This is a genomic window from Trinickia symbiotica, assembly GCF_003028655.1.
Classification (GTDB): domain Bacteria; phylum Pseudomonadota; class Gammaproteobacteria; order Burkholderiales; family Burkholderiaceae; genus Trinickia; species Trinickia symbiotica_A.
This window is the reverse complement of sequence record NZ_PYUC01000002.1, coordinates 225483-238040: the sequence shown is the minus strand read 5'-3', so window position 1 is coordinate 238040 and position 12558 is coordinate 225483. Positions and strand designations below refer to the sequence as shown.

Sequence of the window (12558 nt, the reverse complement as noted above, 5' to 3'; positions counted from 1 at the left end):
TCAAAACTTAGCCGCTGCGCGCCGATTCGCTGGCAATGGCCGCTATTCGACGCGCGCGGGTACGGTCGTTCGGAATGCGAACGTCGTGTCGACGCGGGCGAGCAGCGCATGCGAGAGGCGCGTGGCAACACGTTGGATGAGCCTGTCGGTCAGGCGTGACAGCAGGTACGACGCGGCCAGCGTGAAAGCCACCGCGAGCGCGAATACCAAGAGCGAGACGGCCGGCGCATGCGCCGCGAGGAACGCCGAGTTTTTGAACAGATAGAGCGCTTCGAAAGCGAAGACGAAGTGCCAAAGATAGATGGCATAGCTCTCACGTCCGAGCGCCGCGGTGATGCGCCCGGCCAAGCGGGGGCCTACGCCCGAGCAGCATAGGAGCAAGAGAGCGGCGGAACCGATTGCCGCAACGACAGGCGCAAGTTCGTTGGCCAGTCCGAGCCACACGCCGAATACGGCCGCGCCCAAACCGCAGAGCGCGGTGAGGCAGACAGACGCGAACACCCCGCGCGGACTCAGGCTCGCGCGCCCCGTCAGGTGACGGTGAAACTTGTGCCAGCACCCAATGCCGATCAGAAAGCACGGCACTTGCACGGGAGGCCAAAAGTAGAAGAACGAGTTGTTCCGCACGTTGCAGTCGAGCCCGCCGTCGCACGCTCCGGTCGAGAGAAACGCGGCGCAAACGAGCAACAGCAAGCCGCTCAGCACGAAGAGCCGCGTCCGGTTCGTGGCATAGAAAAAGATGGCGGGGGCGATCAGGTAGAACAGCATCTCGACACCGATCGACCATCCGCCGGGCACCACATTGTTGATGGCCGAAGCCGAGACCGCATGCACGAACAGCAGATTCATCAGCACGTCGAGGGCGTCGTGCGGGCCGAGAATCGAAGCATGATCGGACTGGAAGTTGTAGGTGTACCAGCTCATGGCGCCGTATGCCGCGATGGCGACGTAGTAGAGCGGAGCGATGCGAAAAAAGCGCTTGATGTAAAAGCGAGTGGCCACGTGACCGGGTGCCTGGTAGCGTTGGCGGTCCGCATCGAGCGTCATGAAGATCGTGATGGCGCTGATGACGAAGAACAATTGAACGCCGTACTGCCCCATGCGGGCGATGATTTTGGCCCATTGCGGCAAATGAGGGAACTGAAACGAAAGGTGAACGGCGACGACGCCGATGATGGCGAAAGCGCGAGCGTGATCGAGTGCGGATATCCTTCCTCGTTGCATCGTTTCTCCGAGTCGTTGCGATGGGAATGATTCGACGGTGCATGACGAGCAGGGCGGGTAAGCAGGAACCGCGCCCGACGGGTTTGCGAGGCGGATGCTCGAAGACCGACACACGCGCTTGCATCGCTTGGCAGCGGGCCTTACGCAAGCCGAGAACTGCTCACGCGTAGCGGCGTGCCCATCACGCGCATCGCGCGGATCGACAATCGACTTGGAAAAATTTCACGGGTCAATGCGCCCCGCCCGCGTCCGATTTGCCGCCCTTGACGGGCCGCGTGATCCAGATGAGCGGAATGATGACCACGAAGATGACGGCGGAGATGTAGAAGATATCGTTCAATCCCATCATCGCGGCTTGCGTATTGACCGTGAAATCGAAGAGCGCGTTCGCCGACGGATCGCCGATGTGCAGCAGCGATTGTGTCGATTGGATCTGCTGACGAAAAACGGGGTTGTCCACGTTGGCGACCTCAGTCAGTCGAGCGTGATGGAGGACCGTGCGGTTATTCCATTCATTGGTCGCGATCGAGGTGCCGATCGCGCCGCAGAACACGCGCACGAAATTCGACAACCCAGCCGCGGCCGGGATGCGATGCGGCGGCTGGCCCGCGAGAATGATCGCGGTGAGCGGCACGAAGAAGAGCGCCATCGGAATGCCTTGCAGCAGCGTCGGCAAAACGAGATGGAACGTGTCGACCTCGATGACATACTTCGAGCGCATGAAAAACACGACCGCGAAGCCGACGAAGGCGAGTGTCGCGATCATCCGCGCGTCCGTGCGCGGCAAGACCCGGCCCATGATCGGCGCCAGCACGACGGCGAAGACGCCGAGCGGTGCGGTGACGAGGCCCGCGTCGACGGACCGGTAGTTCAGGTACTCCTGCATCCACTGCGGCAGCAGCACGAGGTTGCCGAAGAAGACGGCATAGGCGACGGAGATCGCGATCGTGCCGCCGAGAAAATTGCGCTGGCCGAAAAGGCGCAGGTCGACCACCGGATTTTGCTCGGTCAGCTCCCATACGAGGAAGAAGGAGAACGCGACCAGCGCCGTGATAGCCAGCGCGACGATCACGGGCGAGGCGAACCAGTCGAGGTCTTTGCCTTTGTCGAGCATGATCTGCAGCGGCGCGACCCACGCGATCAGCAGAGCCAGCCCGACGACATCGATCGGCGGCTTGCGGACTGGCGTTTCTCGATGGCGATAGAGCATCCACGTGGCGCCGGCGGCGAACAGGCCGACGGGGATGTTGATGAAGAAGATCCATGACCAGCTGTAGCTGTCCGTGATCCAGCCGCCGAGCGCCGGTCCGGCAATCGGGCCGACCGTCGCCGTCATCGCCCAGAGCGATAGCGCCATCGACGATTTATCTTTCGGATAAGAGCCGATCAGAATCGATTGCGAGAGCGGAATGAGCGGGCCTGCGACGGCGCCTTGCAGCACCCGCGCGCCGAGCAGCACGATCAGATTCGGCGCGATGCCGCAGAGCCACGACGCGAGCACGAACATGAGGATCGCGCCGACGAAGAGCCGGATCTGACCGATCCGCTGCGTCAGCCAGCCCGTCAACGGAATCGACACGGCGTTGGCCGCGGCGAAGACCGTGATGACCCAGGTGCCCTCGTCGACGGAGACGCCGAGGTCGCCGGCGATCGTCGGAATCGCGACGTTCGCGATCGACGTGTCGAGCACGTTCATGAACGTGGCAAGCGCGACGGCAAACGTTGCCAGCACGAGCTGGCCGCCATGCATCGGCGGCGGAGGGGCAGGCGGCGCCGATGCCGGAGCAGGGGGTGCGGTGGAGGGCTGGCTCAACGGGGACTTCTCCATCGAGAAAAACGCGGCGGGCGGGCGCGAATGCGCCAGCGCGTTGGTTGCGCGAGCAACTTTCAGGCCGACCGGGAGCGTACGGCCAGGCCGATTCCGACAAGATCGCCGATGGCGATGGCGATGGTGCACAACCTAATGTAAGCAGACTGCCCCCATCGCGCAGCGCAATTGAGTTTTGTGCGCGATAACGCTTCGACGTCGCACCTGGCTTCGTCTATGCTTCATTCGTGGCGGAACCTCCCCTTATTCGCGAGAGCCCCGGAGCCGACGATGCAATCCTGCCCACTTTTCATCATTGGCGCGCCGAGATCGGGAACGACGTTTCTGTGCTCCACGCTCAATGTGCATCCGTCGATTCACTTGACCAACGAATGCCGGATCTTCGCGCTGTTGAAGCAGATGATCGAAGTGGACAGTCGGCGAGGGGATTTGCTCACGCCGTCATATCTGCAGCGATTCGAGCGTTTCAGTCGCCGCACGCTCGGCGCGTGGGTAGAGCGCTTCTATCGCGAGGAGCTTGGCGTGAGCACGCCGATCTGGGGGGACAAGCACCCGCCTTACGCCGACCCTACGATACTGTCGGCGCGCACCGGCGCCGTCGCGCATCTGCCTACGTCGGGCTCATGCTTGCGCCTCATTCGCGAGACGTTGCCACAGGCACGCTTCATTCACCTTCATCGCCATCCCGCCCATGTCGCGAAATCGATGGTTCGCAAGCATTGGATCGGGTCGGTTGAAGACGGCGTGCGCGTCTGGGCGCAATACGTGTCCGAAATCGTCGAGTTCTTCGGCGAGTTGCCGGACGGACAGGCACTGACGTTTTCGTACAGGGACTTGATCGAAAGCCCCCAAACCACAGCGACGCGCATCGGGCATTTTCTCGATCTGGCCGATGTTTCGCCGATCGTCGACTTTCTTGCGCGCCAGCGCGAGCTGCCGACGCCGTTCAGCGAGCCTGTCACCGACATCGCGGACCTTTACGCGATACCGGCGGCCAACCGGGACGACGAGCGTCTTCTTCAGCTCGCGGGACCGGGCGCCATTCATCTCGGCTATGCCGCTGCATCGAAGGCGCCGCTCGATCATCCACCGGCAGCGGGCCTCGGTGCGCTATGAAATTCGCGAGCCGTCTCACTATTTGAACATTTTCCCCCGCAACGCCTGGTAACTAGTGGGAAACCAGTTCTTCCCGCGGCGCGTGCGAGGGGGTAGTCTTGGAACCGGTCCATCCATCGACCGAAGCGTCGAGAGATAATCCGTTCGACGCACTAACCAGGAGGAGACAACCAATGGATTTGGAGAAACGCACTATTGCGCGCGTCACGGCGCGCCTTATCCCGTTCCTGATCCTTTGTTATTTCGTGGCCTATCTCGACCGCGTCAACGTCGGCTTTGCGGCGTTGGAGATGAACAAGGCCATCGGGCTTACGGCGAGCGCATTCGGTTTCGGCGCGGGCATTTTCTTCATTGCGTACTTCTTTTTCGAAGTGCCGTCGAATCTTTTGCTGGAAAAGTTCGGCGCCCACCGCTGGATCGCGCGAATTATGCTGACATGGGGCGTGGTTGCGGGTGCAATGGCATTCATCCCCAACATCGCTCGCTATACGGGGCTATCGACCACGCACGTTTTCTACATATTGCGGATTCTGCTCGGCATCGCGGAGGCCGGATTCTTTCCGGGGATCATCTTCCTTCTGACGCTGTGGTTTCCCGCGAAGTATCGTGCGCGGATGGTCGGCTACTTCATGGTGGCGATTCCGCTTTCAACGGTAATCGGCAGTCCGATTTCGGGGGCGCTGCTGTCGATGGACGGCATTGCCGGTCTCGCCGGCTGGCAATGGCTCTATCTGATCGAGGCATTGCCGGCGCTGCTGCTTTCGTTCGTCGTCGTGCTCTACCTGACGGACAAGCCTGCCGATGCAACCTGGCTCGAAGCCGACGAGCGCGAATGGCTCGTCTCCCGGCTGGCGCGTGAGCGCAGCCAACGCGAGGCGGTGCGCAAGTTCAACGTAGTCGAGGCCCTGTTTACGCCGCGCGTTCTCGTCATTGCGCTGATCTACTTCGGCGCCGTCGCCACCAACTACGGGCTCAGCTTTTTCCTACCGCAGATCGTGAAAGGCTTCGGCCTCACGAACCTGCAGACCGGCTTCGTCACCGCGGCGCCGTATGCAGTCGGTGTGTTCAGCATGATCTTCTGGGGACGCCGCTCCGATCGCAAGCTCGAGCGCAAGCGCCATGTCGCCGTTGCATTGCTCATTGCCGCAGCCGGCATCGCGGGCGCCGCAGTGATCGACAATCCTGTCGGCAAGATGGTCGCGATCTCGATCGCGGGCTTCGGCATCTTCGGCTGCCTGCCTGTCATCTGGACCTTGCCTGCCGCGTTCCTTTCGGGCGCGGCCGCCGCGGGCGGTATCGCGGTCGTGAACTCGATCGGCAACCTGTCAGGGTTCTTCGGCCCGTATGCGATGGGCTGGATCAAGGACAGTACGGGCAGCTTCGGTCCGGGATTGCTTTGTCTCGCGGGCGCGGGCCTGGTCGGCGTCGTCGCGGCGCTGCTGCTGCATCACGATTCCGCGCTCGAGGGCCGAGCCGGTGAACCGGCGGCACATGACGACGCAGGTCACAAAAGGGTTCTCGATACCTGACTCGTCATGAAGCGTCAGCCGCTCCCATCGAATCGGTGAGTGGCTGACGCTTGATTTTCCTAATCACAGGGAGGCGGGCATGATGACGGAGCTCGCTTGCGCCTGAGGCGATGCGGCCGTTGCTCGAGCATTCACTGCGCGGCGGCTTCGCTTTGCTTTCTGAATTGCGAGGCGATTCGTTCTTGCTGGTTAGGCGGAACCGGGTCGTAGTGGCTGAGCTCGATGCTGTAGCTGCCGTGCCCGCCCGCGAGCGCATTGAGACGCGATTGATAGTCGGCCAGCTCGGATAGCGGCACCTTCCCCATCACGACGCACATGTGACCGGCCAGGTTGCGCGTGCCCTGGACCTGGGCACGCCGCGACGAAAGATCGCCGATGATATCGCCCATCACTGCCTCGGGCGCCATGACCTCGATGTTGACGATCGGCTCGAGCAGGATCGGCTGCGCTTTCAGCACCGCATCGATGAATGCTTTGCGCCCCGCCGTGGCGAACGCGACTTCTTTCGAATCGACGGGATGGCTCTTGCCGTCTAAGACCGTCACGCGCACGTCCTGCATCGGAAAGCCCGCGAGCGGTCCGCTATCGATGACCTGAAGAATGCCTTTCTCGACGGCCGGCATGAACTGGCCCGGAATCGCGCCGCCTTTGACGGCATCGACGAACTCGTAGCCGACGCCGCGCGGCAGGGGCTCCACGCGCAGCATGACTTCCCCGAATTGGCCGGCCCCGCCGGTTTGTTTCTTGTGCCGATGGTGTCCCTCGGCTTTCGTGCCGATCGTCTCGCGGTAGGCGATTTTCGGCGGCCGCGTGACGACGGCGAGCTTGTACTGATCGGTGAGGCGCTCAAGCATATGCCGCAGATGCAGCTCGCCGAGCCCGCGAACGACCGTTTCGTTCGTGCCGACCGGGTGATCGATCCTCAGGCACGGGTCTTCCGCAGCCAGCTTCTGCAGAAGCTCCCAAAGACGCTGCTCGTTGCCTCGACGCTCGGGCTCGATCGCAAGCCCATAGATCGGCGTCGGGAAGGCGAGGGGAGCGAGATGGATGTTGCCGTCTTCGGGCGCGTCGTGCAGCACCGCATCGAAGTCGATCTCGTCGACCTTCGCCGTCGCGCAGATATCGCCGGGACCGGCTTGCGCGACGTCGACATGGTCCTTGCCCTGCAGCAACATCAGATGCGCGACGCGAAACGGCTGGCGCGCATCGCCGATATAGAGCTGATTGTCGCGTCGCACGGTGCCCTGATGGATTCGAAAGACGGCCATCTTGCCGATGTAGGGATCCATCACGATCTTGAAGACGTGCGCAAGCACGTGCTTGTCGGGGTCCGGCTCCGCCTGCACCGTCTCGCGGCGGCTATCGACGTCGCGGTAGAAGAGGGGCGGGTTGCCCTCGAGCGGATTCGGCAACAATCGAACGAACACATCGAGCAGTTCTCGTATGCCGGCACCCGTCGCGGCGGACGCGAAGCAAACGGGGACGAGATGGCCTTCGCGCAGCGCGCGCTCGAACGGCTCGTGCAGCTGTTCCGGGCGAATCGCCTCGCCTTGCTCGAGATAGAGCTCCATCAGCTTCGTATCGAGCTCGATGACCTGATCGACGAGCGCGTTATGCGCCGACTCGACGGACAGAAAGTCGGACTCGCCCGATGGATTGAAAAAGCAATCGACGACGGCCTGTCCGCCCTGCGCCGGCAGATTGATCGGCAGGCACGTCTTGCCGAACGTTTCCTGGATTTGCGCGAGGAGCTCGGGCAAATCGACCTTCTCTCCGTCGATGCCATTGACGACGATGATCCTGCAGAGCTTGCGCGCCTCGGCGGAGGCCATCATGCGGCGCGTGGTCATCTCGATGCCGGTGCGTGCATCGATGACGATCGCGGCCGTTTCGACGGCGGGCAGCACGCCGATCGAGAGACCGGAGAAGTCGGGGTAGCCAGGAGTATCGAGAAGGTAGATGCGGGTGTCGCGGTAGTGGAGGTGGGTGATCGCGGAGCTCAACGAGTGATGGTACTTGCGCTCGAGCGGATCGAAATCGCAGACGGTGCTGCCGCGCTCCACACTGCCCGCCGTATGGACGGCGCCGCCCTCGTGCAGCAAAGCTTCGACGAGCGAGGTTTTGCCGCAACCGGCGTGGCCGACCCATGCGATGGTACGGATGGCTTCGGGTTGGTAATCCATGTCCTCCCCTCATCCTGCAATCGTTATCGCGCATTATTGGTGAAAAAGGCGCGGCCGGCTAGCTAGGGTATTCGTGCCTGATCGAACCGCACCTCGATCGCGAATTCGGGGGCACGGCGGCGAGACGATCGCCGGCATGTGATCGTTAGTTCAGAGGAAAGGGCGCCCCGGTAACGGCCCGCCTGGCGTCACTCCTGATCTTCCGGCGGATACAGCAGCGTACCGTCGGACTGAGGGCGAGCGGCCGGGGTCATCGTGGCGGACGTGACGTGGTGCGCATCCATGATGTGGCGGACATCCTTGTGGCGAGCCAGCAGGTAATCCGCAATGATGCGACGGTGGCAGCGCCACCAGACGGCCTCCGAGCACATGATCGCGCAACGTTGCCGGCTTCCGAGCTCGATCAGCGTCCTCAGCCCCTCGCTGAATGTCTCCGTCGTCGCATAGTCCGCGTAATTGCGAAACGCCGGATGCGTCCAATAGGCGTTCGACGAAGCATGCGCGCCCGAGGCCTTGCCACGGCGTCCGCCGAGCTGTTTCAGATGCAGATAGCCGATCCCCTCCGCCTGGAGGGCGCCCGGCAGCGTTTCTTCATTGAACTGCGGGTTCGTGCGCGACCTCGCGAAGCTGCGCACGTCGACGAGCAGTTCGACCCCGGAGTCCTTGAGCAAGCCGATGAACTCGGTCAAGCTCCGGGTCGAATGTCCGATCGTGAAAAAGGGTTGCGACATCGCGGTTGCGCTCGTCGAATCGACACATAGTGTTTGTCGATCCGAGCCACGATTGATTCCCGTCGTTTCGCAACGGCGACGCTGCGCGCCGGGCCGATTTTTCGGCTATCCGACGACAAACAAAGATGTCAGAATCGGCCGCGATACTCGATACTCGATATTCGACGACGCTCGGAGAACTCACGATGAGCAGCGAATCGACGCCCGACGGCGCGATGCCCGTCGACAGGCCGGCTGACCATGCAGGCCCAACGGATGACACTGAATCCCGCGACGGCCCGGGCATCCGCGATCATCCTCGTTATCACCAGGTTTTCCCAGTCCTGGGCGATGCGGAGCTCGACAGGATTCGCCGCTTCGGCACGTTATCGCGCTACCCGAAAGGCGAACTGCTCTACCGCGCCGGCAGCCTCTGCCCCGGCATGTTCGTCTTGTTGTCGGGCAAGATCCGCATAGTCGGCCGCGATGGACTGGGCCACGAACGCCTGATCCACACCTATACGCTGCGCGGAGAATTCACGTCGGACGTGAGTCAGCTCTCGAACAAGCCAGCCGTGGTGGATGCGCACGTCGTCGAAGACGTCGAGGTCTTGCTGATTCGGCCCGATGGTCTGCGCGCCTTGATGATCGGTGAAGCCGAGCTCGGCGAAAAGGTCATGCGGGCGCTGATCTTGAGGCGTGTCTGGGTGATCGAGAGCGGGCAGGGTGTCGTGCTTCTCGGTGAGGCCGGCCACCCGCGACTCCTCGCACTGCAGGGCTTTTTACGCCGCAATGGTTTTCCGAGCACGGTGCTCGACGCAGAGCAGGATGCGGAAGCCATCGCCTTGCTCGAGCACCTGACCCCGCAGGCCGACGACTTCCCGCTCGCCGTGTGTCCGAACGGGACGGTCCTGCGGAACCCCGACCCCGGACAACTCGCTTCTTGCCTCGGTCTGATTCCCGAATTCGATCCGACCCATATCTACGACGTTGCGATCGTCGGCGCCGGCCCGGCGGGACTCGCGGCGGCCGTCTACGGGGCATCCGAGGGATTGTCGGTCGCGGTATTCGATTGCCGTGCACCCGGCGGCCAGGCCGGCACCAGCTCGCGCATCGAAAACTATCTGGGCTTCCCCACCGGCATCACCGGACAGGCGCTTGCGGGCCGAGCCTTCGTCCAGGCGCAGAAGTTCGGCGCGCATATCGGCATTCCGTGCGAGGTTAAGGCGTTGTATTGCGACAGGCAACCGTTTGTCGTCGAGCTCACCAACGACAAGCGCGTCACCGCGCGCACGGTCGTCATTGCGACGGGCGCCGAATACCGGCGTCCTGTCGTCGACGGTCTCGCGCGGTTCGAGGGATGCGGCGTCTACTACTGGGCCACCCCGCTCGAGGCGAGGCTGTGCCGCAAGGAGCCGGTGCTGCTCGTCGGCGGCGGCAACTCGGCGGGGCAGGCGGCGGTGTTTCTCGCGTCGCACGCCGAACACGTGCACATGTTCATTCGCGGCCCGAGCCTCGAGCACAGCATGTCGCGCTATCTGATCGAGCGGGTCACCTCGCTGCCGAATCTGACGCTGCATACGCGCACCGAGCTGACTTCGCTCGAGGGCGACGCGCGTCTCGAGCGCGTCCACTATCGCGGTGCCGGCGGCATGGAGGCCAGCGTGGCGATCCATCATCTGTTCGTCTTCATCGGCGCCGAGCCGAACACCGGCTGGCTCGACACCTGCGGCGTGTCGGTCGACGGCAAGGGGTTTGTCATCACGGGCACCGGCGCCGCCGGTTCGCCGTTGATGCCCTTACAGACCAGCGTGGCGGGGATCTTCGCGATCGGCGACGTTCGTTCCGGATCGACCAAGCGCGTTGCATCGGCAGTCGGCGAAGGCGCCGCCGTGGTCGCGCAAGTTCACGGTTTCCTTGCCGAAAGGCAGGGCGAGCGCGCCGTTCATTGACGCATCAGTTTCTCGCGGCCGTAGAGCATCATCATGACGATGATCACGAGTCCGAACACCACTTGGCGAAAGACATCGGCGGGCAGACGGACGCCGATTTCCGCGAAATAGTCCTGCGGCTGCAGCACGGACAGGATCGATTGCAATAGCGTGATGAGGATCACGCCGGCGATGGTGCCGAGATAAGTGCCGCGGCCGCCGAGCACGTTCGTGCCGCCGAGCACGATCGCTGCGATCGTAGGCAGCAGATACGGATCGCCCATCGCCTGGTAGGAGCGATTCGCCCAGCCGGCGAGCAGCACGCCGCCGGCCGCGGCGCAGGCGCCGGAGAGCGCGAAGGCGATCAGCGTCACGAGCCGGCTGTCGACACCGGAGAGAAACACGGCCCGCTCCCGATTGCCGATCGCATAGATCTGCCGGCCAAGCTTCGTGCGCGTCAGCATATAGACCGTGATCGCCCCGACGGCGATCCAGACGAGCAGGGGATTGGGAATTCGGGGGACGAGCTGGCCGCCGGCGAGCTCGATCATGAGGCCGGTGGCGCGATCCTGCGGCGCGAAGCCGCCGGTGTGATAGACCATCAGGCCCTGCGCGACGGCATTCATGCCTAGGGTGAAGATCATCGAAGGCGCGCGCAGATAGGCCACCCCGAGGCCGTTCACGAGGCCGACGACGAGACCGCAGAAAATCCCGAACGGGATGGCGAGCGGTATGCCGAGGCCGGGGCCGAGAATGCCCGTGGCACCGGTGGCCATCATGCCGCCCATGGCGATCGTCCACGGGATCGAGAGATCGATTTGGCCCATCAGGATCACGATCATCTCCCCGGTTGCGATCGTGCCGAGGAACGAGGCGACTTGAAGTTGCTGAGCGAGGTATCCGACCGAGAGAAACCCCGGCTTGGCGGCGGCGCCCACCGCGAGGAGCAAAACGATGCAGCCGAAAGCGATCAGCGTTGCGGCGTCGATCTTGGGCAAGGAGCGAAGCATCTGGCTTCTACCGATAGAGGTCGAGCTTGTTGCGGATGCGCAGCAGACGCAGCGAGCCGAGACTGACCGCGAACAGCAGGACGACCCCAACGAATAGCGGCTGCAGCACCGGATTGATGTTGAAGACGATGAGCAGATCGCCCACCGTGCGCATGACGAACGCGCCGAAGACGGAGCCGACCACGCCGCCCGAGCCGCCGAAGAGCGACGTGCCGCCGATCACGAGGGCGGCGATCGAGTTCAGCGTGTAGTCGCCGCCGAGCGCGGCGCGCGCCTCGCCGGAATAGGTGATGCAAGTGAGCAGTAGCCCGCCGAGCGCCGCGAAAAGCCCCGCAAGGGTGTAGGCGCAGAGCTTCGCGCGCGCGATCGGAACGCCCGACATGTAGGCGGCCTGCTCGGACGAGCCCACGGCATAGGCCGCGCGTCCGAGCGTGCAATTGCGGTAGGGCATCCAGACAAAGGCGAGAGCGGCGAGGATCAACAGCACGGAGGAGGGGATGCCGTAAGTCGAGCGCGTCATCAAGTCGGCGAAATCGCCGTTGATGTCGCCGCCCGGCTGCGGACGCAGGGCGAGCGCGACGCCGAAATAAATCGCGCTGGTCGCGAGCGTCGCGATGAGCGGCTGCAGCCGACCGTAGACGACGATCAATCCATTCAACGCGCCGCAGGCGAGGCCCGCGACCAGCACACCGACGATGCCGAGCGCGGTCGTCGCCGCATCGCCGGTGACGATCGTCGATGCCATGCAATTGGCCAGCATGAAGATCATGCCGACCGAAAGGTCGAGCCCGCCGGTCAGCACGGGCAACGTCTGCGCCATCGCCACGAGCGCGAGCAGCGCGCCTTTGTTGGCCGCCGTATTGACGACATCGACGGTGAGCCCCATCGGCTGGGCCGCCCCATAGACGCCGAACATGGCGACAAAAATGGCCGCGGCGGCAAGCGCGCCGCGATGCGCCGCCAACCCGTAGCGCCAGCTTCCCTCGCGCCGCCTGCTCGTCATGATCATTCCTCGCTCGACGCTCAT

9 protein-coding genes are annotated in these 12558 nt (G+C 63.4%); 3 read left to right on the top strand and 6 right to left on the bottom strand.

The genetic code is table 11. From position 1 onward, the window contains the following. Nucleotides 1–42: 42 nt before the first annotated feature. Nucleotides 43–1224: an acyltransferase family protein gene (locus tag C9I57_RS04560; RefSeq protein WP_107149462.1), complete on the bottom strand. Its 1182-nt coding sequence runs from the start codon at nt 1222–1224 to the stop codon at nt 43–45. Between the two features lie 229 nt (nt 1225–1453). Next, the gene (locus C9I57_RS04555) at nt 1454–3052 is read right to left on the bottom strand and encodes a DHA2 family efflux MFS transporter permease subunit (protein ID WP_107149461.1); all 1599 of its coding nucleotides are present in this window, start codon (nt 3050–3052) and stop codon (nt 1454–1456) included. Between the two features lie 270 nt (nt 3053–3322). Between C9I57_RS04555 and C9I57_RS04550 the strand changes: the two genes are divergently transcribed. After that, entirely contained in the window at nt 3323–4168 is an 846-nt protein-coding gene (locus C9I57_RS04550) for a sulfotransferase family protein (protein ID WP_107149460.1), read from the top strand. Nucleotides 4169–4341: 173 nt separating this feature from the next. Beyond that, entirely contained in the window at nt 4342–5697 is a 1356-nt protein-coding gene (locus tag C9I57_RS04545; protein ID WP_107149459.1) for an MFS transporter, read from the top strand. Nucleotides 5698–5828: 131 nt separating this feature from the next. On the opposite strand, the gene fusA is transcribed toward C9I57_RS04545, so the two are convergent. Together fusA and C9I57_RS04535 are read right to left on the bottom strand one after the other, a co-directional pair. Next, a complete protein-coding gene (gene fusA / locus C9I57_RS04540; protein ID WP_107149458.1) occupies nt 5829–7880 on the bottom strand; it encodes an elongation factor G in 2052 nt (683 codons plus the stop codon). Nucleotides 7881–8068: 188 nt separating this feature from the next. Next, complete coding sequence (locus C9I57_RS04535; protein WP_107149457.1) at nt 8069–8611, bottom strand: DUF488 domain-containing protein; 543 nt, start codon at nt 8609–8611, stop codon at nt 8069–8071. A gap of 185 nt (nt 8612–8796) precedes the next feature. Here C9I57_RS04535 and C9I57_RS04530 point away from each other — a divergent pair, with 185 nt between their 5' ends. Then, entirely contained in the window at nt 8797–10542 is a 1746-nt protein-coding gene (locus C9I57_RS04530; protein WP_107149720.1) for an FAD-dependent oxidoreductase, read from the top strand. Here C9I57_RS04530 and C9I57_RS04525 read toward each other — a convergent pair. Both C9I57_RS04525 and C9I57_RS04520 read right to left on the bottom strand, forming a co-directional pair. Further along, nucleotides 10536–11531 (bottom strand): ABC transporter permease, encoded by a 996-nt coding sequence (locus C9I57_RS04525; protein ID WP_107149456.1) that lies wholly within the window; start codon nt 11529–11531, stop codon nt 10536–10538. The two genes, C9I57_RS04530 and C9I57_RS04525, sit on opposite strands and share 7 nt — an antisense overlap. Nucleotides 11532–11538: 7 nt before the next feature. Continuing rightward, complete coding sequence (locus C9I57_RS04520; protein ID WP_258187496.1) at nt 11539–12558, bottom strand: ABC transporter permease; 1020 nt, start codon at nt 12556–12558, stop codon at nt 11539–11541.